Annotated in this window: 16 protein-coding genes and 1 riboswitch; of the genes, 6 read left to right on the forward strand and 10 right to left on the reverse strand. The window is 60.5% G+C overall.

All coding sequences use genetic code 11. From position 1 onward, the window contains the following. Positions 1-15: 15 nt before the first annotated feature. The 8 genes from cpdA to GYB81_RS17070 all read right to left on the reverse strand — a co-directional run bounded on the left by cpdA (position 16) and on the right by GYB81_RS17070 (position 9,116). Positions 16-831 (reverse strand): 3',5'-cyclic-AMP phosphodiesterase, encoded by an 816-nt coding sequence (gene cpdA / locus GYB81_RS17035; protein ID WP_161864685.1) that lies wholly within the window; start codon positions 829-831, stop codon positions 16-18. A 211-nt stretch (positions 832-1,042) separates the two neighbouring features. Then, positions 1,043-1,495, reverse strand: a complete 453-nt coding sequence (locus GYB81_RS17040) for a DUF1249 domain-containing protein (protein WP_161864686.1) — start codon at positions 1,493-1,495, stop codon at positions 1,043-1,045. Continuing rightward, positions 1,486-2,103, reverse strand: coding sequence for an NUDIX domain-containing protein (locus GYB81_RS17045; protein ID WP_161864687.1), 618 nt, complete (start codon positions 2,101-2,103; stop codon positions 1,486-1,488). The genes GYB81_RS17040 and GYB81_RS17045 overlap by 10 nt, the downstream gene beginning before the upstream one ends. Before the next feature lie 163 nt (positions 2,104-2,266). Continuing rightward, positions 2,267-2,818: a sugar transferase gene (locus GYB81_RS17050; protein WP_161864688.1), complete on the reverse strand. Its 552-nt coding sequence runs from the start codon at positions 2,816-2,818 to the stop codon at positions 2,267-2,269. A gap of 41 nt (positions 2,819-2,859) precedes the next feature. Continuing rightward, entirely contained in the window at positions 2,860-3,840 is a 981-nt protein-coding gene (locus tag GYB81_RS17055; RefSeq protein ID WP_233787607.1) for a UDP-glucose 4-epimerase family protein, read from the reverse strand. Further along, positions 3,841-5,283 carry an MBL fold metallo-hydrolase RNA specificity domain-containing protein gene (locus tag GYB81_RS17060; protein ID WP_161865074.1) on the reverse strand — a complete coding sequence of 481 codons (1,443 nt, stop codon included), beginning with the start codon at positions 5,281-5,283 and terminating at the stop codon, positions 3,841-3,843. 127 nt (positions 5,284-5,410) lie between these two features. Beyond that, positions 5,411-7,297, reverse strand: coding sequence for a phosphomethylpyrimidine synthase ThiC (gene thiC, locus GYB81_RS17065; RefSeq protein WP_161864689.1), 1,887 nt, complete (start codon positions 7,295-7,297; stop codon positions 5,411-5,413). 176 nt (positions 7,298-7,473) lie between these two features. Then, positions 7,474-7,580: riboswitch (TPP riboswitch) on the reverse strand. A 117-nt stretch (positions 7,581-7,697) separates the two neighbouring features. Beyond that, positions 7,698-9,116 (reverse strand): mannose-1-phosphate guanylyltransferase/mannose-6-phosphate isomerase, encoded by a 1,419-nt coding sequence (locus GYB81_RS17070; RefSeq protein WP_161864690.1) that lies wholly within the window; start codon positions 9,114-9,116, stop codon positions 7,698-7,700. A 221-nt stretch (positions 9,117-9,337) separates the two neighbouring features. Here GYB81_RS17070 and GYB81_RS17075 point away from each other — a divergent pair, with 221 nt between their 5' ends. The 6 genes from GYB81_RS17075 (at position 9,338) to GYB81_RS17100 (ending at position 20,473) form a co-directional block, all read left to right on the forward strand. After that, positions 9,338-10,675, forward strand: a complete 1,338-nt coding sequence (locus GYB81_RS17075; RefSeq protein WP_161864691.1) for a DUF4214 domain-containing protein — start codon at positions 9,338-9,340, stop codon at positions 10,673-10,675. A 91-nt stretch (positions 10,676-10,766) separates the two neighbouring features. Continuing rightward, positions 10,767-11,924 (forward strand): glycosyltransferase family 4 protein, encoded by a 1,158-nt coding sequence (locus GYB81_RS17080; protein ID WP_161864692.1) that lies wholly within the window; start codon positions 10,767-10,769, stop codon positions 11,922-11,924. A gap of 147 nt (positions 11,925-12,071) precedes the next feature. Beyond that, positions 12,072-12,587, forward strand: a complete 516-nt coding sequence (gene cysC, locus GYB81_RS17085) for an adenylyl-sulfate kinase (RefSeq protein WP_161864693.1) — start codon at positions 12,072-12,074, stop codon at positions 12,585-12,587. Between the two features lie 30 nt (positions 12,588-12,617). Continuing rightward, positions 12,618-13,451, forward strand: a complete 834-nt coding sequence (locus GYB81_RS17090; protein ID WP_161897899.1) for a sulfotransferase family protein — start codon at positions 12,618-12,620, stop codon at positions 13,449-13,451. Between the two features lie 16 nt (positions 13,452-13,467). Continuing rightward, positions 13,468-19,047: an Ig-like domain-containing protein gene (locus GYB81_RS17095; protein WP_161897900.1), complete on the forward strand. Its 5,580-nt coding sequence runs from the start codon at positions 13,468-13,470 to the stop codon at positions 19,045-19,047. 472 nt (positions 19,048-19,519) lie between these two features. Beyond that, positions 19,520-20,473, forward strand: coding sequence for a DUF4214 domain-containing protein (locus GYB81_RS17100; RefSeq protein WP_161864696.1), 954 nt, complete (start codon positions 19,520-19,522; stop codon positions 20,471-20,473). A 344-nt stretch (positions 20,474-20,817) separates the two neighbouring features. On the opposite strand, the gene GYB81_RS17105 is transcribed toward GYB81_RS17100, so the two are convergent. After that, positions 20,818-22,596, reverse strand: coding sequence for a DUF4214 domain-containing protein (locus tag GYB81_RS17105; protein ID WP_161897901.1), 1,779 nt, complete (start codon positions 22,594-22,596; stop codon positions 20,818-20,820). 270 nt (positions 22,597-22,866) lie between these two features. Further along, complete coding sequence (locus GYB81_RS17110; RefSeq protein ID WP_161897902.1) at positions 22,867-24,942, reverse strand: acyltransferase family protein; 2,076 nt, start codon at positions 24,940-24,942, stop codon at positions 22,867-22,869. Between the last annotated feature and the right edge of the window lie 17 nt (positions 24,943-24,959).

Genomic DNA, 24,959 nt, shown 5'->3' on the forward strand with positions numbered 1-24,959 from the left:
CTGCAGCTTATGGCCTCAATAGCCCTTGACGCTGTAATCCACTTCGAAATGGATGCCGGTGACGCGCGAGACGCTGGTTTCCAGCTTGCCGTCGTCATGCAGGCGCAACCAGCGATAACCCGGGGCCTCGCTGCCGACCTGGAAGTCTTCGCTGCCCGGCGCGAACTGCACGCAGGTCGAGGGAGAGGCGAGCAAGCGCAGATTGCCGCGCATCTGGTCGAACTCCTGATGCACATGCCCCCAGAGCACGGCACGGGCCTGCGGGTGGCGGTCGAGGATGGTGAACAGGGCATCGGCGTTGCGCAGGCCGATGGGGTCCATCCATTTGCAGCCGATCGGCACCGGGTGGTGGTGCAGGCAGATCAGGTGATGGCGTTGCGGCGCTTCGCTGAGAGCGCGCTCGAGCAGTTCGAGTTGGTTCGCGGCGAGAAAACCCGGCACCGCGCCGGGGATCGAGGAGTCGAGCATGATGATGCGCCAGGCACCGAGGTCGATCACCGGCTCCAGCAGCTCACTCCCTTTGCACGCGGACTGCATGGGGGGCGTTTCGTCGTGGTTGCCGGCCAGCCAGCGGCTCGGTGCACCGATGGCCGCGGTGAGTTGGCGAAAACGCTGATAGGACGCCTCGCTGCCGTCCTGGGAAAGGTCGCCTGTTGCCAGGATCAGGTCGATCTGCGGCTGCTGCTCCTGCACCTGCTGGATCACCCGTTGCAGGCTGTCACAGGTGTCCATGCCCAGCAGTTTACCGTCCGCTTCGGCGAACAGATGGCTGTCGGACAACTGCACCAGCAGAACCGATGAATCGGAGGGTGGGGTGGGCAGGCTCGGCAAGACCGTCTCCTTGGGCTCTATCGAGTGAATTATGGTGGTTGCCGCAATAAAGGGAAAACCCGGGAAGCGGACGCAGATCACAGAAAAACGCCGAAAGCGCTTTTGTCATTCCTTGCAGTGACCTCGGGTGGCCGCCCTCGACGGCAAACCACATGAGCATGTGACGGCGCGCTATCGGCCAGGCGAAGGAAAGCTTTAAGTCGACGACGTGTTACATCACCGGCTGCGGCTCGTGCCCACAGGCCAGGCAGTGGCTCAGCCACTCGCCGAGGAACAGATTCAGCTGGCTCTTTTCATCCGGCTGATGCATGGCTGCGTTCGGATAAGGGTAGCGAATGTGCAGGCGGCGAGCATTCTCGGCACCGACCACCTCTGCCATACGCGCGTCGTGATAGACCCGCACCTCCAGCTGCGGCACCGGCAGCCAGGGCAGGCTGTGTTCCTGGCGCACGCACAGGGTGGTGGTGTAGGGGCAGCTTTCCAGCACTTCCAGGGCCAGCACGCCGAGCAGATGTTCGCCCTGGCTGATGGCGACACGGCGACTTTCGCGATGCTCGCGCATGTGCGGCAGCAGGCGCATCAGGCGCGCATAGTTGGCCTCGCAAGCCGCCTGCAGCTCGACCAGGTCGACCCGATAGCGCTCGCGCAAGAGATTCACGACCACATCCCCCGCACTTCGTCGCGGTTCAGCGCCAGCCATTGCAGGGCGATGATGCTGGCCGCGTTGTTGATGCGCCCGTCGCGCACGGCAGCCAGGGCATCGGCCAATGGCATCACGTGCACGCGAATGTCCTCGCCTTCCTCGGGCAGGCCATGCACGCCGCCGGCACCGGCGCTGTCGCAGCGACCGAGGAACAGGTGGACGAATTCGTCGGAGCCGCCAGGAGACGGGAAATACTGGGTGATGGGCCACAGCGGGCCGAGAACCAGATCGGCTTCTTCGACCGCTTCGCGACGCGCGACCTCCTCGGGCTCCTCGTCCTTGTCGATCAGCCCGGCGACCAGCTCCAGCAGCCAGGGATTGGCCGTCTTGTCCATGGCGCCGACGCGGAACTGCTCGATCAGCACCACCTCGTCACGCTGCGGATCGTACGGCAGCACGCAGACGGCATCGTGACGCACGAACAGCTCGCGGGTCAGCTGCGGCCCCATGTTGCCGGCGAACTGGCGATGGCGCAGTTTGATCCGGTCGAGGCGATAGAAGCCGCGAAAGCAGTTCTCGCGCTCGATGATTTCCACCGCTTGCGGATCAGGCTTGAAGGGTTCGCTCATCTACTACGTTCTCGTTTACAGGCTTACCGCACGCATCGTAGGGGCTGTTCAGGCCCTCCCGCAAGCGCGGTCATACATGGCTTTTGCCAATCGTATCTGCAGCGCGGCGATTTTGCAGGCCAAGGCAAGGTAGCGGTCGCGCGGGTCTACGGGGCAGCAGCAACTATCGCTTTACCCGGTCGCCTTGCCCCTTGCCTAGGACCGTCATCAGAATGAGTTTGAAATAGTATGAGAGAGTCAGTTCCCTCAGCATTTCTGCATCGGTCTGAGCCAGCAGCTCCGGGGTGGACATGTCGATCCCGTTCACCTGAGCGAGGCCGGTGATACCAGGCCTTGCCTCGAATACGTTACGGATACTGCGCTCGTGCATCAGTTGTTCCTGGTTGAAGAGTCCTGGTCGCGGTCCCACCAAGCTCATCTCACCTTTGAGCACATTCCATAGCTGGGGTAGTTCGTCGAGCTTGGTCTTGCGAAGCAGGGCGCCCAGGCGAGTGATGCTCGAGCGTGAGGCAAGGTGGCTGGCGACAGAAGCTGTATCGACATGCATCGTGCGAAATTTGACCAGGATGAACGGCTTGCGATGCCGCCCGACACGTCGTTGGAAAAACAGCGGGGAGCCCGTATCCAACAAGCCGGCGCAATATATCAAGAGCAGCACAGGTGCACCGAGCACGAGACCGACCAAGGAAAACAGAATATCGACGAAACGAATCACCTACTCACTCCAGCCAACTACAAAAAAAGCTGGCAATTCAATCATGAAATTGCTTTGGTAGCTCGCTGGGTATACCACTGTGCGGTGAGGCGCAAACCGTCATCGACCGTGTATGGGGGGCGCCAGCCGAGCTGGGTGGTAATCTTCTGATTGCTGAGCACCAGCGATCCAGTGAGCCGTTCGACCATCGCCTGTCGCCTAAGAACCCGTGCCGCAGCATTCAGCAGCCACAAGGGCACTGCGAAGTCACGATTAGGTACGCCCAGGCTCCTGGCGATGGCGGCGACCAGTTCACTGCTCGAAAGTGCATTGCCGTCATCAAGCAGATAGGTTTCACCTGCCGCCTCGGCATGAGTTGCACACAGGATTAGCGCGTCGGCCAGATTACCGACAAACAACAGGCTGCGCTTGTTGGTTATGGCCTTGAGCGGCAACGGCCAACCGCCGTGCACACGGCGCAGCAACTGCAGGAAATTGGCGCGTACGCCCGGCCCGTAAACCAGAGGCGGACGCACGATAACCACTTCCAGCCCTGTCTCAGCGCCCAGTCGCAGCAATGCCTGCTCGGCCTCCCATTTGGACAAGGCGTAAGCGTCATCGGGAGCCGGAGCATCAGCCTCCGAAAATGCTTCGCCCGGTGGGGACCACTCACCATTGACCTTAATCGAGCTGACGAACACGAAGCGCCGCACACCTGCCGCCACCGCTTGGCGCGCCAGGTTTACCGTGGCCTCGACATTGGTTCTACGAAACTCGGAAAGCGGATCGACAGCCACTTCACGCATTACGTGAACGCGCGCGGCCAGGTGTACCACGACATCGATATTCTCCAGGGCGGGCAGCCAGTCCGTATGAGCGGTCAGCTCGCCACTGGCATAAAACCGCTCCCCGGCTCTTGCGCTGCGCATGGCGGCACGACAGTAAAGCCCCCTGGCTGCGAGTTCATCGCACAGCGCAGCGCCCACGAAACCATTCGCCCCTGTTACTAGAAAACGCATCGCACTACCGGGACGTTCCTGCACTCATACCTCACCGTTTGTTATCACCACCTCACGCTGTACTTCCGCGTAGGCGTGTGTCAGCACTTCACCAAGCGAATGACGCGCCTGCGATTCGCCATGCACCAGACGAATTTCGCCGGGCCATTCGCGCATGTCGGTTACGAAACGCGCCAGACCGGCTTGATCGGCATGCGCCGAGTAACCGTCGATACTCTGCACGCCAGCGCGTATGTCATAACGCTGACCGTCCAATTCTACATAACCCCCACCAGGCCCGAAGCGTTGAATCGCGCGGCCTGGTGTGCCATGGGCCTGATAGCCGACAAACAGCACATCGTGCCGCGGGTCGCCCAGCATGGCTTTGAGATAATTGACAATGCGGCCACTGGTGCACATACCGCTACCTGCGATAACGATGGCAGGACGTGCGCTCGTGGTGAGATGGTTGAGGATGCTCTGATGATCGGCATGGCTGTCTACCGTGATCAGTTGTTCAAATGCCAGCGGACGGCGGCCAGATTGCACCCGCTCCTTAGCTTCCTCGTTCCAGAATTCCTTGAGGTCACGGTAGGCCTGGGTAAGCCGGCTGGCCAGGGGTGAATCGAGGATAACAGGCAGGTGAGGCCAGCTTATTCCCCCATCGTCGTCGGCGACCGTCGGCTGATCGAGTTGACGGCGGTGGATGATATCCTCGAGCTCATAGAGCAGCTCCTGGGTGCGCCCTAAACTGAAAGCTGGGATCAGCACCGTACCGTTATCGGCCAGCGCATGCTCCAGCACCTGTTCAAGGCGCTCGCGGCGGCGCTCGCGGTTTTCGTGCAAGCGGTCGCCATAGGTGCTTTCCAGCACCAGCAGATCAGCCCGCTCAGGTGCTTTGCATGCCTTGAGGATAGGCGCGTCAGGCGCACCCAGATCGCCGGAGAAGACCACGCGGGTGCTCTCAGCCCCCTGCCGTTTGTCCAGATCTACTTCCACATACGCCGAGCCCAGCATATGGGCAGCGCGTTGCAAACGCACCCGAGCCAATAGCCCGGGCTTGTTCTGCAGCGTGAACCAGGACGCGTAAGGCAGGGCGATGATGCGCTGCTGTACCTCGGCTATGTAGCGCTCGACCTGGTTCCGATCCCGGCTGAAAGACAACTTGAAGGCATCTTCAAGCACTATCGGCAACAGCTTGGCGGAAGGAATGCTGCACAGGATCGGCCCCTTGAAACCGGCAGCCAGCAGATAGGGAATACGACCGACATGATCGGCATGCACATGGGTGACGATCAGTGCGCGTATGCCGGTCAGAGGAAAATCGACAGCTTGATGGTGCTCGTCACCTCCGATCCTTGAAATGTCTGTGCCCTGAAACAGACCGCAATCGATCAACACACTGTTATCTGCATCGAGAAACAGCTGGTGGCACGAACCGGTGACCCCATGGTCAGCGCCGTGATGAAGAAGTCGCGGTAGTGACATCGCAAGCGGCCCTCCCTGAGCCATTGAACCTTCCTGATAAGGCCTGCGATGTTAACAACCTACTTGGGGCTTTGCGTAAAGCGCTGCCGTCAATCGTGCAACGGCACGTTTCCGCACACCTGCAGCATCACACCTGCCGATAGATCACCGAGCCTTCCTCGCGAAAGCGCTCGGCCTGCTCTCTGAAGCCAGCTTCGACGGCCTTGCTCTCATCGGAAAGACCGTTGTCCTTGGCGTACTCACGCACTTCCTGGGTGATCTTCATCGAGCAGAACTTCGGCCCGCACATGGAACAGAAGTGCGCCACCTTGGCCGAATCCTTGGGCAGCGTCTCGTCGTGGAAGGCGCGCGCGGTGTCCGGGTCCAGGCCGAGGTTGAACTGATCTTCCCAGCGGAATTCGAAGCGCGCCTTGGAGAGGGCATTGTCGCGGATCTGCGCCCCCGGATGGCCCTTGGCCAGGTCGGCCGCATGCGCGGCGATCTTGTAGGTGATGATGCCGGTCTTCACGTCATCCTTGTTCGGCAGGCCAAGGTGCTCCTTGGGCGTGACGTAGCAGAGCATGGCGCAGCCGAACCAGCCGATCATCGCCGCGCCGATGCCGCTGGTGATGTGGTCGTAGCCGGGGGCGATATCGGTGGTCAGCGGGCCGAGGGTGTAGAACGGCGCCTCGTCGCAGCATTCGAGCTGCTTGTCCATGTTCTCCTTGATCAGCTGCATCGGCACGTGGCCGGGGCCCTCGATCATGCACTGCACGTCGTGTTTCCAGGCGATCTTGGTCAGCTCGCCGAGGGTCTCCAGTTCACCGAACTGCGCGGCGTCGTTGGCATCGGCGATGGAGCCGGGGCGCAGGCCGTCACCCAGGGAGAAGGACACGTCGTAGGCCTTCATGATTTCGCAGATGTCTTCGAAATGGGTGTAGAGGAAGTTTTCCTTGTGATGCGCCAGGCACCACTTGGCCATGATCGAGCCGCCGCGGCTGACGATGCCGGTGACGCGCTTGGCGGTCAGCGGCACATAGCGCAGCAACACGCCGGCGTGGATGGTGAAGTAGTCCACGCCCTGTTCGGCCTGCTCGATCAGGGTGTCGCGGAACAGCTCCCAGGTCAGGTCCTCGGCGACGCCGCCGACCTTCTCCAGCGCCTGGTAGATCGGCACGGTGCCGATCGGCACCGGCGAGTTGCGGATGATCCACTCGCGGGTTTCGTGGATGTGCTTGCCGGTGGACAGGTCCATCACCGTGTCCGAGCCCCAGCGGATGCCCCAGGTCAGCTTGGCCACTTCTTCTTCGATCGAAGAGCCGAGCGCCGAGTTGCCGATATTGCCGTTGATCTTCACCAGGAAGTTGCGGCCGATGATCATCGGCTCCAGCTCCACGTGGTTGATGTTGGCCGGGATGATGGCGCGGCCACGGGCGACTTCGGAGCGCACGAACTCGGGGGTGATTTCCCTGGGGATGCTGGCGCCGAAGCTGTGGCCGGCGTGCTGCTCGCCCAGCAGGCCGGCTTCGCGCGCCTCAGCCAGCTTCATGTTCTCGCGGATGGCGACGTATTCCATCTCGGGGGTGATGATGCCCTTCTTCGCGTAGTGCATCTGGCTGACGTTGTGCCCGGCCTTGGCCCGGCGCGGGTTGCGCACGTGGGCGAAGCGCATGGCCGACAGCTCGGCATCGTTGAGGCGGCGCTGGCCGAACTCGGAGGACAGACCCGGCAGCTTCTCGGTGTCGCCGCGGTCCTCGATCCAGGCGCTGCGCACATCGGCCAGGCCCTTGCGCACGTCGATGGTGACGTTGGGGTCGGTGTAGGGGCCGGAGGTGTCGTAGACGGTGACCGGGGCGTTGATCTCGCCACCGAAGTCGGTGGGCGTCACGTCGAGGCTGATCTCGCGCATCGGCACGCGGATGTCCGGGCGACTGCCCTGCACGTAGATTTTCTGCGAACGGGGGAAGGGCTGGATCGACTGCTGGTCGACCTGGGCGGATTCACTGAGGTTCTGCTGTTGTTGTTTGACGCTCATCGGGTGGCTCCTCGGCTTGATGTCGGGGAGAACCTGAGGGCGCGCGCGCGATGAAGCAACGCCGTGCCGGGGCTGCCTGAACAGGCTGGAGCATGATGAGCGCCGGCATGTTCAGACAGCCAGGGCGCGGGCACACCACGAGTGCGGTGTGGGGGAATCCAGCCGGCGGACTGCCGGCATGGATGCCTCTTGTTCCCTACGCAGGCCTTAACCTGATCAGGTTCAACGGGATCCGGCAGCTGCCAATCTCAGCCCCACGTTTGGGGCACCCCGACAAGAACCTGGCCAGTCTACTGGCAGCAACAGGTGACGGCAACGGCAGGTGCGGTGATCGGCCGAACGGTATGCCGTTGGCGGCCAGGGCGTCTGTGTTCGTCCTGAGCTGCCAGCAGAGAAATCATCACGAAGGAACGCGCCCGTAACGGTCCTGGAAACGCACGATGTCGTCTTCGCCCAGATACGATCCGGATTGCACCTCGATCAGTTCCAAAGGCACCTTGCCGGGGTTGGACAGCGCATGCTTGACGCCCAGAGGGATATAAGTGGACTGATTTTCCGACAGAATCTGCTCGTTGTCGCCGCAGATAACCTTGGCCGTGCCCGATACCACGATCCAATGTTCGGCACGGTGGTAATGCATCTGCAGGGACAGACTTTCGCCAGGCATCACGCAAATGCGCTTGACCTGATAACGGCTGCCATGGTCAATGCTGTCGTAGTGCCCCCAGGGCCTGCTGACCTTCGGGTGCTCGACGAACTCGCTGCGATCAGCAGCCTGCAATTGCTCGACGATCCCTTTCACCTGCTGAGACTGCTCGCGGTGCGCCACCAATACCGCGTCCTTGGTCTCGATTACCAGCAAATCCTCGACACCGACCGTTGCCACTAGGCGATGATTGGACTGCACCAAGCTATTGCGCGTGGCAATACTCAGCACGTCGCCCTCGAGGCGATTTTCGTCAGCATCGCGCGGGCCGGCTTCCCAGATCGCGGCCCAACTACCCAGATCACTCCAGCCGGCATCGAGCGGCACGACCAGTCCCAGCGAGGTGTGTTCCATTACCGCGTAGTCCACCGACTCGCCCGCGCAAGCCGAGAAGACTTCCAGTGGCAGGTGGAGAAAATCGCGATCCAGTTCGGCTTTCTCCATCGCTGCCCAGCAGCAGTCGAGGATATCCGAGCGCAAACGGCCCAATTCAGCCAGAAACACCGAAGCGCGGAACATGAACATGCCGCCGTTCCACAGATAGTTGCCACTGGCTACATACTGCTCGGCTACTTCAGCTGCAGGTTTTTCCTTGAATGCAGCGATAGCGAAGCCACCTTCCTCAGCGGCGGCACCGCACTGGATGTAGCCGAAGCCAGTTTCCGCGTGAGTGGGTGTGACTCCGAAGGTCACCAGACGCCCCGCACGTGCCTGCACTTCGGCGCAGCGAATCGCGGCGCGGAAGGCATCGTCATCGCGTATGTGGTGGTCGGCGGGCAGTACTAGCAATACAGGATCATCTCCATCCCGTACGGCCTCGAGCGCTGCCAACGCGATGGCTGGTGCTGTATTGCGTGCAACCGGCTCCAATAGAATGCGCCGGCCGTTGACGCCAGCCTGGCGTAATTGCTCGGCTACGATGAAGCGGTGATCCTCGTTGCTCACGACAAGCGGGGCGGAATGTTCCAGCCCGTCCAGGCGCGCCAGCGTGCGCTGGAACATGGTGCCGAGACCCTGTCCATCCAGCGACAGAAACTGCTTGGGGAAGCGCTGGCGAGACAGCGGCCAAAGGCGCGAACCGCTACCACCGGCCAGAATTACAGGCGTGAACATCGAAAGCTCCAGTGTCGTTCCTATCAAAGCAGGTGGCGGATTATCAGAGCCTGGGAAGCGTCATGCAACAAGGCTGATCAGTCTCTGGCCAAACGCAAGCCTGAATAGCACCCGCTGCGGCCTGTTTATGCGATTTGCTACACACCAGAGCCCTTCCTGGCTTGCCCTCAGCAACTTGGCTCCAGATACTACAAATGCAATTAAAGGATGAGATAGCAGGCATGCTTAAAGAGATTCAAACCCTTAACGACTACCCCTACAACGCCATCGTTCACCTGGAGGTGAGCTTCCCCGACGGACTCATTTATCGGGGCACTGGCGCTTTGGTAGGTCGCAACGATGTTCTGACTGCCACCCACATGCTTTACAACCCGGACTACGGCGGCTGGGCCACTGGCATCGACTTCTATTTCGGCGCTGACTATAACGCCCGCGAAGATCGTTACGAGTCCGGCACACTGCTCAACCAGGGTAACTATCGCTGGGAGGCCAATGCCTGGCCTAGCGGCGTATACCAGGACAATGACAATCAGGGAATGACCCTGAGCGAAGTGCAAAGCGATGTCGCCCTGATCGGCCTGGATATACCCGTTGGGGATGATCGGGGCTGGTTCGCCCTGTCCCCAGGCTACGACCAACCGCAGTGGGCATACCAGATCGGCTACCCCGAGGGCAGTACCGGCATGATGCTGGGCCAGGCCTGGATCAACAAGGAAAGCGGCTACGAGGTGTATTCCGGCTATTACCGCCAGGGCACCGACATCATGGGCAAAGGCAGCTCCGGCGGCCCGCTGTTCGTGTATGAAAATGGTGTGCCAACGATCATCGGTGTCAAATCCGCCGGTACCGACACCAGCAGCTTCTGGGCTGATATCGGCCTGCACTACCATGAGTTGACGCAACTCATCGCAGGCAATGACGGCATGCTGCCGCCGCGCTATGCGCTGAGCACCGATGGCGACGATATATTCTTCGCTACCAACGCGGCGGACGCGTTCGACGGCGGCGCCGGCCGCGATACGGTGATCTACAAAGGCTACCATGGCGACTTCCAGTTCAACCTGGGGGCCGATTACACCCAGATCATCAGCCGTAGCGATCCGGCAGACGTCGACACGCTGATCAGCATCGAGCGCGCCGCTTTCTGGGATGGCACCATGGCACTGGACGTTGGCGCCGGCGAGACTGCAGGCAGCGCCTATCGGCTGTATCAGGCGGCGTTCGACCGCACCCCTGACACCGCCGGGCTAAGCTACTGGATCAGCGCGATGGACAAGGGCATGTCACTTGGCGAGGTGGCCAGCTACTTCACCAAAAGTCCCGAGTTCATAGGTATTTACGGCAGTGCTCCGAGTAACGAGCAACTGCTCACCGGGTACTACAACAACGTGCTCGACCGTGATCCGGATGCCAGCGGCAAAGCCTATTGGCTGGAGAAAATGCAGCAAGGGCTGCCCAACAGCGAAGTGTTGGCCTATTTCTCCGAGAGCCCCGAAAACCAGATCAAGCTGCAAGGCGTTCTGGACAATGGCATTTGGCTCGAAGGTCAGTACGTCTGACGCTGCCGAGCCATTTCGTGGCCGGCGTGAGTGTGCTGACGTACACTCACGCCCCCCGCGGCTCAGCCAACCGGTCAGGTACACGTCCTCCATGAAGTTGCTGCTTAATACCGAGTCACTCAAGCCACCGATCACCGGCATCGGCACTTATACCCTCAACCTGCTGCAAGCTTTCGCGCGTGACGCTGCGCTTGAAGTAGAGTGCTTTTCCGGCAGCCGCTTCCAAACTCCGCAACAGGCTCTCCTTGCCGCTACAGCACCAATACCCGCCACCGGCAGTCATTCCGGTGGAATGGTCGGTCGTCTGCTGCGCAACTCAATGCTCGCCTACAGAGCGAGGGAAGTGCTGCGCAATGGCTTGCTCCAGCTCAATGCCCGGCGCCTGGGCGGCCATGTCTATCACGAACCCAACTTCATCCTGAAACGCCACCGTGGCCCGTGTGTGGCGACCATTCATGATCTGTCGTTCATTCGTTATCCGCAGCACCACCCTGCCAAGCGTGTCGCCTGGCTGAGCAGCCAGTTGCCCGCCACGCTGGCACGCGCCGATGCGCTGATCACCGACTCCGAGTACGTACGCCGCGAGCTGCTCGAACACTACCGAGTCGCCCCGGAAAAAGTACGGACCATCCACCTTGGCGCTGCGTCTCACTACCAGCCGCGTAGCGCCGAGGCTACCCGGGAAACGCTGCAGCGTCTTGGCCTCGAGCACGGCCGCTATCTGCTGTTCGTCGGCACCCTGGAACCACGCAAGGGCGTCGATACGCTTCTCGATGCCTGGCAGGCACTGCCTGGCGAAGTTCAGCGTGAGTATCCACTGGTACTGGCTGGTGCATCTGGCTGGAAGAACATCGAACTGCACAGACAAATCGAACGACTGGTTGCAAAAAATGGCCTGCGTCACCTCAATTTCGTACCGGCCGCCGAACTGCCGCTGCTCTATGCTGGCGCCGCCCTGTTCCTCTACCCGTCCCGCTACGAAGGTTTTGGTCTTCCTGTGCTGGAGGCCATGCAAAGTGGCGTGCCGGTGATCTGCACCGCCGATACCTCGATGGCGGAAATTACCGGTGACAGCGCGCTGCTGGTCAACGCTGGCGACAGCGCTACCTTGCGCGAACTGCTTCTGCAGACACTCAGCGACGAGCCATTGCGCCAGCGCCTGGCAAGCGAAGGCCTGAAACGTGCGCAGGTCTTCTCCTGGCAGCGTTGTGCTGAGCAGACGCTAGGGGTTTATCAATCAGTGTCCTGAGTATGAAGCGGTATGAATAAGGGGAGAGGGTAATATTTTTCGGTTTTACGATAAATATTGCGATTTGCCATCAAAGCTGGATACTTCGCTGATTCCTCCCCAATCAAGCGCACAACAACAATACGGCGCTTTCCCGGAGCTTCTTCCATGGCTCAACCAAAAGCTGCGACCTGGTGGCTAACCGGTTTGCCGAGTGCAGGTAAAAGTACCCTCGCCCAGGCTCTGGCAGCGGCCTTGCGTGAGCGTGGAGAAGCCGCTTGCATTATCGACGGGGATGAATTACGCGCAGGACTTTGTAATGACCTTGGCTTTGACGTCTCTAGCCGCGCGGAAAACGTGCGCCGCGCCGCACATATGGCGCGCTTGCTCAATGCCAACGCTATCCATGCTGTCGTCGCCATGGTGTCCCCGTCCTCGCATGCTCGCGAAGCAGCCTACGCAATCATAGGGCTTGAATGCTGCAAGGAAATCCACATCAGCACCCCGCTGTCAGTGTGCGAAGCGCGTGACACCAAAGGGCTGTACGCCCGCGCTAGAAACGACCACACCATGCAAATGACAGGCGTGCAGGCGGCTTATGAAATGCCGTTGACGCCTGCGCTGCGCATCGACACCAGTCAGATCGAACTTAACGTGGCCGTGCAGCAGATGCTCACGGCTTGACCGTTCAACCTTGCGACGTGCACCCCAACTATGAAGCCAACACCGCGCTACCACTTCATCTCTGGCCTGCCTCGCTCGGGCAGCACGCTGCTTTCGGCATTGTTACGGCAGAACCCGCGTTTTCACGCGGGTATGAGCAGCCCGGTAGGTGCGCTGGTGTCTGCCAATATCAAACTCATGAGCAGCGGAAGCGAAGTTGCGCTGATGGTCGATGCACAACAGCGCCGCAGGATACTCGCAGGGATTTTCGACTCTTATCATGGCGATCGTGCGCAAGACGTGGTGTTTGATACCAACCGCATGTGGTGCGCCAAGATGCCTTTCGTGGCCGATATGTTTCCTCAGGCCAAGGTGATCGCTTGCGTACGCGACGTACCATGGATCATGGACAGCATCGAGCGCCTGCTGCAGAAGAATCCGTTCGAGAATACCAAGCTGTTCTCCAGCGAATCCGAGCGAATGACCGTATACAGTCGCATGGCCGCGCTGGCGCGGCATGACCGTCTCATAGGCTTTCCCTGGGCGGCCTTGAAAGAGGCTTATTACGGTCCTCACGCGAGCAATCTCTTGCTGGTGGACTATGATCTATTGGCTCGTGCGCCGGCGCAGGTCTTGCGTCTGGTTTATCAGTTCATCGAAGAGCCCTGGTTCGACGGGCACGACTTCGAGAACGTGGAGTTCGATGCCCCAGAGTTCGACGAGGCGCTGGGCATTTCAGGCCTGCACCGCATCCGCCCGAAAGTGGCCTTCGAGGAGCGCGCTACCGTTCTGCCACCCGACATTTTCGAGAAGTACCGAGACATGGCTTTCTGGCGTAATGACACACGCGGCCAGGCCAGAGTCATCAAACCCAATACGAACTGAGTAAGGGACTACAGGAATGGCTCTCTCTTTCATCCCCGGACAGATGCTCTGGTATTTCTCGAACAACAGCGACAACTCCAATGCCAGTACAGCCCAGTTCGCTGACTTCGATGGTGATGGCGATCTCGATATCTATATCGGCGTAGAAAGGGCCGCAGGTAGTCAGGGCAGCCAGATCTGGAAAAATGATGGTGCCGGCAACTTCACTTTGCACCAGACCTTTCCTGCCGCACGTGTTGTCCAGTCGTGGCTGGTCAATATCGACAACGATCCTGAGTTGGAGTTGATCACTCGGTCATACGACTCACCTCTGCAGATATGGCAAAACAACGGTAATGGCACGTTTACAGCTGGTGCGACCATTGGCAGCAATGTAAGGACCGCTGACATTGGTGATCTGGATAACGATGGCGATCTGGATATATTCGTCGGAAATTTTCAGGGCAACTACGCCGTATACAAGAACAATGGCTCCGGTGCGTTCACACTGGCGTCCAGCCCGGCCAAGGTCAGTGATCCGCTTTCATTGACGCTGGTGGATCTGGACAAGGACGGCGATCAGGACGTCGTGGCCGTTGAAGAGAACTCCATCCGAATTCTGCGCAACGATGGCAGCGGTGGCTTCACCCAGCTCAGCAGCTTTGGTGATGTCTATGGTGGTGTTGCCCGCGCAGCGGACCTGACCGGCGATGGCTACGCCGACGCCATGGTGAGCGGTATGAACGGCCCGCCAGCCAATCTCATCCTGTTCGAGAACAACGGCAGCGGCACGATCGGCACTCAACTGCAGATATTCGACTACTCCGAAGCGCCGGGCGCATTCGCCGATATCGATGGCGATGGTTACCTTGATGGTCTGGGCCAGAAGCTCATGATCAACAACGGTTCCGGCGTGCTTGTGGATTCGGGCTTCACCTTCCAGGATGGCGCCTTCACCTACTACGGCGCTCCGGTGAATGGCAGAATCCTCGCGGCCGGGGATGTCGATGGCGACGGCGACCTGGACTTGGCAGTAGCGTTCTACTCGATGGACTGGGCTACATACACCTACTCCGCCGCAGTCAAGATATTCATCAACAACTCGACGCCCCCAACCAACGCCGACGGCACCCTGACTCCGGCCCCCGCTGTCACCGAACCTGTCGGCCTGCCTGCATCCGCCGACACGGCGGGCGAGGCGGTGAATGTCTTCGACTTCACCCTGACCGATGGTGGCGGTGGTGACAACGTCGCCCTGGGTGTCAGCAGCCTGGTGCTCCATACCTCGGGCACAGGCGACTTCAGCAAGGTAATCTGGCGCCTGAACGGCGATGATGCCAACAATGTCATCGGCACCTACAGCGCAGCGACCAATACCATCACCTTTGCCGGGCTGAACATCTCGGTTAACGATGGCAGCGCTGAAACCTACACCATCAACGCCTACTACAACGACACGACCGGTCTGGTCGGGGGGCAGACCTACGTCTTGTCCATCGACGGCGATACGGACGTCACCACCACGGCTGGCACGCGCATGCAGACGGGGCAGGCGGCGGTAACCAACGGCGGCGGGACCGAAGTCATCGTCAATATGGCGCCCACTGCCACCAACCTCACCCAGACCGTCACCTACACCGAAGACACGCCCTCTGTGGCACTTGGCGATATCGTCATTACCGACACCGATATCGGCGACACACTGACCTTGAGCAACGTCGCTGCAGGCAGCCTGAGCACTGGCACCTTCGGTGACGCGACCTCCACCTATAACGCCGGTACTGGTGTCTGGACGGTGGTCGGCTCGGTGAGCGACGTCAATGCCGCACTGGCAGCGGTAGCTTTCGCACCTGCGGCCAACTGGGACCAGGACATCACCATCACCACCCGTGTACGCGATGCCATGGGCAGCGGGCCTGCCGATGGCGCGATCACGCTCGACGTCACCCCCGTGAACGATGCGCCTACCGATATCGCGCTATCGGCTGTCACGGTGAGCCACTCCGGCGGCATCAACGCGAGCGTTGGTAGCCTATCCACCACCGATGTCGACACTGGCCAGACGCACACCTACGCATTGGTCAGCGGCATGGGCGACACCCACAACGCTTTGTTCTCCATCCAGGGTGGCATGCTGCGCGCCAACGACGCGGCAGCCCTTGCCCCAGGTGCGTACAGCGTACGCATTGCAACCAACGACGGCAGCGCCACCTTCGAGAAAAGCTTCACCATCACCGCAACGGATGACGTTGCCCCCACCGTTACCGCGATCAACCGTGATGGCGCTGCCCTGACGAATGCCACCAGCCTGGCTTATACCATCACCTTCAGTGAGGCAGTGACGGGCGTAGACGTCTCCGACTTCACCCTGAGCGCGACCGGTACGGCAGCCGGCACCATTGCCGGCATCAATGGCTCCGGCAATACCTACAACCTCATAGTGGACGGCGTGAGCGGCGAGGGAACCTTGAGGCTGGACCTCAACAACTCGGGAACCGGGGTCGGCGATGTCAATGGCAACCTCATCGTAGGCGGCTTCACCGCCGGGCAGAGCTACTTCGTCGATACCACACCGCCAAGCGCCACGATTGTCGTATCTAGCTCCACGCTTCTGGCCGGTCAAACCAGCTTGGTGACCATCACCTTCAACGAAGCGGTAACGGGCCTTACAGTCGATGACCTGACAGTGCCCAACGGCTCCCTGAGCACCCCCAGTTCCTCTGATGGCGGTGTTACCTGGACCACCACCCTGACCCCCACGGCCAGCATCACCGACCCCGCCAACCTGATCACCCTCGACAACTCGGGTGTTACCGACCTTGCAGGTAATGCAGGTACAGGCGTCAGTACGTCGAACAACTACGCCATTGATACCGCTCGGCCGAGCGCCACCATCGCGGTGGTCGACGACGCATTGAAAGTTGGCGAAACCACTGAAGTCATCATCACCTTCAGCGAAGCCGTGCTGGGTTTCACCTTGGGTGACCTGACAGTGGCCAACGGTACCTTGAGTGCACTCACCACCAGCGACAACATGACCTGGACGGCAAACCTGACCCCCAACGGCGGGGTCTCAGATTTCACCAACCTGATCACTCTCGACCTGACGGGAGTACAAAACCTCTCCGGCAACGCAGGTATAGGCAGCGTCGACTCCAACAATTACTCCATCGACACACTGGCGCCGACGGTCGGCTCCGTCAGTGTGCCGGCCAATGGCACCTATGGCATAGGTGCGGACCTCACCTTCACCGTTAACTTCAGTGAAGCGATCAACGTGGGCGGCGCGCCACGCATCGCGTTGCTGATCGGTGCCGATACGTACTATGCGAATTACGTCTCCGGCTCGGGCACATCGGCGCTGCAGTTCAGCGCTACTATCCAGCCAGGCTGGCTCGATGCGAATGGCATCACCGTCAGCTCGCTTTCCCTTAACGGCGGCACACTGGCTGATCTGAGCGGCAACAACGCAGTGCTCACGCTCAACTCGGTTGGCAGTACCACAGCTGTGCTTGTAGACGGTATAGCGCCCAGCGCGCCGTCGGTGCCGACACTTCAGCCAGCTTCGGACACCGGCGCCAGCAACAACGACGGTGTCACCCGCGACGCCACCCCGACCCTAACGGGAACTGCCGAATCCGGTGCCACGGTCAGCTTGTACATTGGCACCACGCTGCTGGGCAGCACCACGGCCGATGGCGCCGGCAACTGGAGCATCACCAGCTCTGCGCTGGCCGACGGCAGCCATGCCCTGACGGCCCAGGCCACCGATGCAGCGGGTAACAAATCGATGGTCAGCAGCCCTCTGCTCATCACCATCGACACGACAGCGCCTGCCTTCGACTCTGCAGGTAGCACGCCCGTGGATGATGCGACCGGCGTTTCCATCACCAGCGACCTCGTACTGAAGTTCTCCGAGCCGCTGAGCATGGCCGGTAGCGATCTTTCCCGCGTCTATCTCAAGAGCACGGCTACCGACACATTGGTGCCGGCTACCATCGCCATCAACGCTGACGGCGCGCTGGTCATCAACCCCGCCGACAACCTGGCGTACGGCAGCAGCTACTACATCACCTGGGACGCAGACGTGCTGCAGGACCTGGCAGGCAATGCCGCCGCCGCTGTGGCCGACAAGACCACCTACAACTTTACTGCACAGCCTGCACCGTCCTCGCCTCAGCCAACGCCGACGCCGGGGCCTGACGGCGACAACGTGAGTACCGAAGAAGAAAACGCCGTGCCTGGCCTGCCGACACCCGACGGTGGCGCGCCGCTGCAGGGCGATGGTAACGGCGACGGCATCCTCGACAGCCAACAGCGCGAGGTTACCTCGCTGATGTTCCGCCAGACTGGCCAGATCAGCACCGATCCCTTGGCGCTGCAAACACCGCTCACCCTGGTGGCCAACAGCCTCGCCGGCCAGATCAGCCCCGACGGCAGTGCCCAGATCACCTACCTCGAGCAACTGGATGCGCCTGCCATCCTGCCGGGTGGCCTGAGTGCGCCCCTGGGTTTGCTGGCGTTCGCCACCAAGGTGGGCATCCCGGGCTCCGTTGAAACCTTCAGCCTGTTCGTCGACGCCAGCCTCGGCATCAACGGCTACTTCAAGCAGAACGCCAGCGGCGTATGGGTGAACCTGGCCGACCCGGCGAACGGCGGCCAGATCGTCACCGAGTACGGCAAGACCCGCCTCGACTTCGTGATTCAGGATGGCGGCGAATTCGATAGCGATGGCAAGGCCGATGGCATCATCACCGACCCCGGCATCCTCGGCATCGTTGCCGAAAATGTCGCGTGCCCCCACGACCCGTTCCGTATCGATGCGGACCAGGACCAGATCCCTGATGCCATCGAGTTGCTCACGGGCACCGACGTCAACCAGAAAGACAACGATGTCTTCGGTAACGCCAGTCAGTGGGTCAACCAATTGTGGCGAGACCTCTATGGCCGCGAGGGGCACGGTGACAGCCAGGCCACCGAGCTGGCCAGCCAACTCAGCCAGGGCAACATCGGCAAGGTCGAAGTGTTGAGCCAGGTGCTGGGCAGCAGCGAACTGGATACCCATGCCGCCGCTATCATTCGCCTCTACCACGCCATTCTGGACCGTAGCCCGGAACTTTGCGGTTATGACTACTGGCTGGCTCGCGCCAACGAAAACGTAGGCCAGGCGCAAATAGGCGAGGCGTTCCTGAACTCCCCCGAATTCATGGCGCAACACGCTGACTTGAGCAACAGCCAGTTCGTCGACTTCATCTACCAGAACGTGCTCGGGCGTGCGGCGGATGCCGAGGGTGGTGCCTGGTGGCTGGATAAGATCGACACCGGCGTGGCCTCCCGTGGCGGCATGCTCTACGGTGTTTCCCAATCCAGCGAATATAAGGCCGCGATGGCTGATGACGTAGCGGTTGACCTGCTCTACCTGGGCTTGCTAAACCGCGCACCGGATGCCGAGGGCCGCGATTTCTGGCTCCATCACTATGCCGCAATTGGCGATATCACCCAGTTCATGGCGGTGTCGACCGCGACCGCGGAGTACCACGACCGCTTCCTGCCGGGCGATGGAAATGTGATCGGCATCGTCGGCGTGCCGGCAGTGGTCGACATAGGTCTGGGTTAAGCTGCGACCTGGCCGATCCATATGCACTAGCGTAAATGGACAGGCCAGGTCGAATAGCCTGCCATTGTCCCAATTCTGTTCACTCAAGACTCCTGCGCTTGACTGCCCCTTCCCGTTCGGCGCGGGGCGCGTCTGGCGGATAGGGGGGGCGGGCAAGAGGCTGATTGCTTTCGCTCTTTATTACGTGAGCGGCATCAAGCCGTTGCCGGCTACAAGCGTTTGGGCGTGATGCACCGCGGGACCTGATCAAAGAAAGGCGCGAGAGCCGGTAATGTGCTCTAAAGCTAGTTGAGTAATCTGCGCTCGCCTGCAGCACCAGCGCTATGCAGCAGATGTTGATTGGCGTTGCGGTCGGCTAAAACCCCCATTGCAGAGCCATCGCACAGTATTTTATTTGTTTACCGCCTGTCGCTGCGCTCGATATCATTTTGCCTTCATATGACTGTCACATGGACAATGGAGTTTCACTAGCATGGCAAGCGCATCCTCTCTCGCAATGGTCCAGAAAGCCTACGTCGCCTTCTATGGGCGACCGGCTGACTACGCCGGCCAGCAGTTCTGGGCTCAGGTACTGGAACAGAGCGGCGGCAACCTGGCTTCCATCATCGATGCCTTCGGGGCCTCGGCTGAAAGCACCGCGCTTTACGGCGCAGGCACCACGCTGCAGCGAGTCGAGAAAATCTATCTGCAACTGTTCAACCGTGAAGCGGAAGAGTCGGGCAAACAGTGGTGGGCCAATCAGATCGACTCAGGCAATGTTTCGCTGCAAAGTGCAGCCCTGTCGATTCTCAACGGCGCCACCAGTGGCGATGATCTGGTCATCGTCAACAAGAAGGTCGAAGCCGCCGCGCTTGCGACCACGCAAATGGAAAGCAAGGGCCTGAGCGGCTCCTATGACGAGCGCGATATCGATGCGGCGCGTAGCTTTCTGAGCAACATTGGCAAGGAGTCGACATCTGCCCAGATCTCCACGGCTGTCAGCGCATTTCTCGGTCAGGTAGAGGCCTCGCCGCCCATCAAGCCTCTGCCGAAAATTTACGATGATCGTCAGGCCGACACCTCCGCGCAGCTCAGCAAGCTGACCAAGATCACCTTCGATACCCATGTCGAGGGCGTGCTGGGGCTGCGCTACAACCAGGACGGGCAAATCTACAAGGACATCTCCGACGGCTACACCTTCACCGCACCCAGGGACGGCGTGCTGCAGATGGATTTCTATGGTGACCCCAGCATCTACGTCAAGGTGGCGGGGCTGTTCGACAATTACGTCAGCAAGGCCACCTATCGTGGCCCGGCAGAGGACTACCATTACCAGGCGACCGCGACCGTATTCGCCGGTGAGCAGGTGATTATCCAGCTGGGTGGTGGTGAGCTTAACGCTGCTGGCCAGGGCAGCTATTACAACTTCGACTTTGCCATCATCTGACGGTCGAGCCAAATACGACTGGTACCGGTGGCGCACTCGACGTCGAGCCGCTGGATAAGGAAATGCATGGTAGGCCACAAGCGTTCCTAGCTTGAGCCAGCCAACACAAATGCCCCGGCTTACGGGGCGTTTGCTTATTCGGGCTGCCTAAAGGCCGTTTCGCTACGCGTTGGGATATTAGCGTATGCAATGAGTAGGGGCGTGCTGAAATATACCTGACCCTTTTCCCGCTTTTCCCATAAGTGAAAGCATTAGCAAAATGTGAGCAAAAAAAACCCGGCACGAATGCCGGGTTTTTATCGGGTTACAGCAGGCTGTTGCCAGCCCAATGTAATCCTGGTGGCTTAGGCAACTTCGAAGTTGACAAAGCCGTTCTGAGCGTCGAAGGAGAGCTTGTCGACAGTGGTACCGGTCAGGGTGATGGTAGCCACTTCCGGAGTAGCAGCGCTGCTGCCGAACACGCTCTTCTCGATCACGACGTCAACGTCAGCACCGTTCTGGATGAAGAAGACTTCCAGAGCGCTGTTGTCGCCGCCAACGATTTTGGTGGGGTTGGTAGCATCGTATTCAGCGGTGCCGAGCTTGTAGTTGGAGCCGACGTACAGGACGTCGCCTTTGGTTACAGCCAGGTCAAGAGCAGTGGTAGCTTCGCCGAAGACGAACACTTCTTTGGCAGCAGTACCTGCGTTAGCGTTGGTCAGATCAACCAGGTCGTAGTCGAGGCCAGCTGCATCAGTGATGGCTTTTTCTGCGGCAGTGATAGCATCACCAGCTGCTTTGTACTCAGCGGCAACGGTACCGGCTTTGCTGTAAGCCTGGGCGGCTTTGACCAGCGCTTCTTGCTCGGCGATGTCTGCCAGCAGGTCTGCTACAACACCACCGCTGATGGTGTTGGTGCCAGCGTCATAGCTGTCGTTGGAAGCTGCATCGATCTGGGCGCCAGTGGCGTCGACAGCTGCATCAGCAGTCGACTGTGCCTTGGTCGCAGCCAGGGTAGCTTTGACATCAGCCAGCAGGTCGTTAGCTGCCTTCAGGTTGGCTACCTGCGCAGGAACAGTAGCGTCGGCGTTGGCGTCGCTGAATTCCTTGTCGATAACCAGTTGGTTGTTAACGATGCTGAAAACTTTAACGCCATTGGCATCGACAGTAACACCGGTGGTGCCGTCGATGGTCAGGGTTTCGCCGATGATTGCTTCGGCTTTAACTTTCTCAGCCGCCTGCTCGCCTTGAGCAGCCGCCAGAGTTGCAGCAGCAGCTTTCTGGGCGGCCAGCTGAGTGTTGAACTTGGTTACCAGGTCAGGCAGACCAGCAGTCTTGGCAACTTCGGCGCGAGAGGCGGAAACGTCGGCAGCTGCTTTGTCCAGTGCGATTTTCAGCTTGGCAGCATCGCCAGCATCGCCAGCCAGGGTTACGCCAGCATCTACAGCGGTCGCTGCGTTCTGAGCTGCAGTGAGTGCAGCGCCGAACTTGGCGTTGATGCCGTTAGCGCCGTCGGCTGCTGCCAGGATTTGTGTGTCGGTCAGACCTTCAGCGGCGTCGCCCAGGAATGCTTTAGCAACTTCTACCTGAGCCTTCTCAGCAGCTTCGAGCGCTTTCAGGGCGCTGGCCAGCTCGGCATTGCTCACGCCAACGACCTTGCCAACTTCGGTCAGGGCGTCACCAACGGTGCTCAGCTTGTCGGTAACGGTTTTGATGATGGCGCCGCTCTCGGCTTTGCTCGCTTCGTTGTAAGCGTCGCCTTTGGCGGAGGTGTAGTAGTTGGCAACTACGATCTTGTTGGAGATCGCTTGAGCGTCTTTGGTGCTCAGGCCGCTCAGCAGGGCTTCGATCAGTTGATCTTCGGTGATAGTGCCGTCTTCGATGGCTTTGGTCCAGAAGGCTGCGCCTTCGGTGTCAGCTACGCGACCCAGAACGTTCTCGTATACAGCCGCGACTTTCTGGCTGACGGTCAGACCTTCGTACTGGGCGTTGTACTCATCGCTGTTGACGAAGGCAGCGTGAACGTTGGCCAGGGACAGGCCGTCGTTGTTGATGGCGCCCAGCCAGAAGTTCAGACCAGCTTGGTCGGCAGCGCGGCCGAAGTAACCGATGTACAGCTGTTGCAGATCCGATACAGTTGCCATTTAGCAATCTCTCCAAAAAATTTAAGTCGAATCGACATGTAGACCTGGGTGCATAGAGCCCGTCGGCTCGGCCTACCTGCCATGCCCCATCGGGGCATGGCCCCCCTTGATGGGTGGTGCTACATCGAGTGCCGAGATGCTCGTTGTCCTAGGCATTCACACGCACTCGATATCAAGCCCCGTCATGCTACACATTTTTCGTCGCAGGCAACAAGACCAATAGCAAAATGATGTGAGTAATTTCAGGGTTATGGCGCCAATTTTCTGCCTTCATTCAGCTGCGTGGGTTTGCAGATAGTGAATGAAGTAGGGCAGCAGCAATTGATTACCATAGCCGCTGAGATGGTCGCCGTCTAGAAACAGGGGCTGTCCGTCATGCCAGGCCCAGCACTCAGCCCCTGGGCAGAGCAGCGGGAAGGGGTCCCAGACATGCACGCCGGGCAGTTGCCGGGCAATTTCGGCAAAGCCATCCAGTACCGGCTGGCGGTACGCCTGTAGCTCTTCACGCGGCAGGCTGAAGCCGGGGGCGCAGACCGGGTTGCGCCGGTTGAACCAGTCCGCACAGCGGAACGGCGGGGCCTTGAACAGCGGCTTGGGCCCCTCCAGGACGATATGCACGCCGCCAGCGGCAAATTCACGCAAGACCTCCACAGCGGCGGCCTGAGCGCGCTGGCGACCGGCAATGGCACGGTCGCTGAATACCTGTTCCTGTACTTTCTCATCACTGAACACGCCCCACTGGTCAGCCAGCCTAGGCATGCGCAGCGAGGGCAGAAAGAGGATGTCGCCAGGTTTTATCCGGGTACGCAGGTCGCGTAGTGCTGCGTCGATGTGCTGGAGACAGCCGGGGTTTTCGCTGTCTCGCCAGGGCTGCAGGCTGATGAAGGGGCAGCCGCCATTGTTGTAGGCCTGTACGGTGCGCCCGGTTTGCATGGCGTACTGCTTGAACAGCCCTTCATAGGCCAGGGCGTGGGAATCACCGATGACATAGAGTGTGGTGCTGGCTGGCGGCAGCGGCTCCTGACAGCCCCGCGCCTGATAGATCAGCAGCAACCCGCCCTCGGCATTGCGGTATTCGGGATCGGCGTTGCATCCGGGGCGCTCGGGGTTGGCGGACCAGCCGTGGGGGTACCACAGCTCGGGCTGGCGGCTGAGCTGGCTGAGTGAGATGGAGGCCGTGTGTTCGTCGAGCAGGCGCGCGCCCCAGCTCCCCAGGCCGATGGCTGCCAGCCCGGCCAGGATCGTCACCGCCTTCGGCAGGCGCCGCAGCAGGGTGGCGTGGCGCAGCGGGTTTTCCACCCAGTGGTAGGAGGCCAGTGCCAGCACGAAGGCCAGCGTTACTGCCGCCAGCCTGGTGGTCGGGGTTTCCAGGCCGCAGGTCCAGCGAAACAGTACGAACACGGGCCAGTGCCACAGGTACAGCGAGTAGGAGATACGCCCGACCATGACCAGGCCGCGCCAGCCCAGTATGCGATGCATGAAGCCAGGGCGGCGGTGCAGGCAGGCGATCACCCCGAGGGTTCCCGTTACTGCGAGCAAGGCGCCGGGGAAGGGAAAGTTGTTCGAGCGGGACAGGACGAACGCCAGCAGGATCAACAGCAGTGCCGCCAGCGCCAGGCCGTGCCCGTGCCGGGCCGCAGGCTGTTCGCGGCGCTGGCCGATGCATTGGTAGAGCAGCACGCCCGCGGCCAGCTCCCAAAAGCGTCCCGGTGCCAGAAAGAAGGCGGCGATGGGATCGCTGCGCAAGGTCGATACGGCATAGCCGATGGAGACCAGGGCGCCAATGGCGAATAACCCTACGGACAGCTTGCGCCCCCGGCCCCCGACCAGCCAGGCGATGAATAGCAGCGGGAAGACGAGGTAGAACTGCTCTTCGACCGCCAGCGACCAGGTGTGGGTGTAGGGGTTGTACTCGGTGGCCGGTGCGAAGTAGTCACGCCCCGATTGCGCGAGGATGAAGTTGCTCAGGCCGAAGAACGCATAGAAGCCGGTTTGCTGGTTGACGGCGCTGAGCCAGGCAGAAGGAATGAACAGGGCGCTGAACAGGGCGGTGACCAGCAGGCAGACGATCAGCGCGGGAAATATGCGGGTGATGCGGCGGCTATAGAAGTAGCCGAGGAACTGCCACAGGCCTTGCCCCTTGAAGCCAGCGACCGAGGCACTGACGACGAAGCCGGAAATGACGAAGAAAACGTCTACGCCGACGAAGCCGCCGGGCAGCCAGGGACCGTGGAGGTGGTAGATAAGTACCGAGAGGACGGCCAGCGCCCTCATGCCATCTATATAGGGTTGGTACGGCAGGGGCGCGAGGGGGCTGCCAGTGGCGCTTTTCAGCGGGGACGACATGCGTGTAGGGCCATTTC

The organism is Pseudomonas yangonensis (assembly GCF_009932725.1).
Taxonomy (GTDB): Bacteria; Pseudomonadota; Gammaproteobacteria; order Pseudomonadales; family Pseudomonadaceae; genus Aquipseudomonas; species Aquipseudomonas yangonensis.

Coding starts and splice junctions, on each gene's coding strand:
- GYB81_RS17070 (WP_161864690.1), bottom strand. CDS start 9,116: ATGTTCACGCCTGTAATTCTGGCCGGTGGTAGCGGTTCGCGCCTTTGG.
- GYB81_RS17090 (WP_161897899.1), top strand. CDS start 12,618: ATGAAGCCAACACCGCGCTACCACTTCATCTCTGGCCTGCCTCGCTCG.
- GYB81_RS17060 (WP_161865074.1), bottom strand. CDS start 5,283: ATGTCACTACCGCGACTTCTTCATCACGGCGCTGACCATGGGGTCACC.
- GYB81_RS17080 (WP_161864692.1), top strand. CDS start 10,767: ATGAAGTTGCTGCTTAATACCGAGTCACTCAAGCCACCGATCACCGGC.
- GYB81_RS17100 (WP_161864696.1), top strand. CDS start 19,520: ATGGCAAGCGCATCCTCTCTCGCAATGGTCCAGAAAGCCTACGTCGCC.
- GYB81_RS17075 (WP_161864691.1), top strand. CDS start 9,338: ATGCTTAAAGAGATTCAAACCCTTAACGACTACCCCTACAACGCCATC.
- GYB81_RS17045 (WP_161864687.1), bottom strand. CDS start 2,103: ATGAGCGAACCCTTCAAGCCTGATCCGCAAGCGGTGGAAATCATCGAG.
- thiC (WP_161864689.1), bottom strand. CDS start 7,297: ATGAGCGTCAAACAACAACAGCAGAACCTCAGTGAATCCGCCCAGGTC.
- GYB81_RS17110 (WP_161897902.1), bottom strand. CDS start 24,942: ATGTCGTCCCCGCTGAAAAGCGCCACTGGCAGCCCCCTCGCGCCCCTG.
- GYB81_RS17105 (WP_161897901.1), bottom strand. CDS start 22,596: ATGGCAACTGTATCGGATCTGCAACAGCTGTACATCGGTTACTTCGGC.
- cysC (WP_161864693.1), top strand. CDS start 12,072: ATGGCTCAACCAAAAGCTGCGACCTGGTGGCTAACCGGTTTGCCGAGT.
- GYB81_RS17095 (WP_161897900.1), top strand. CDS start 13,468: ATGGCTCTCTCTTTCATCCCCGGACAGATGCTCTGGTATTTCTCGAAC.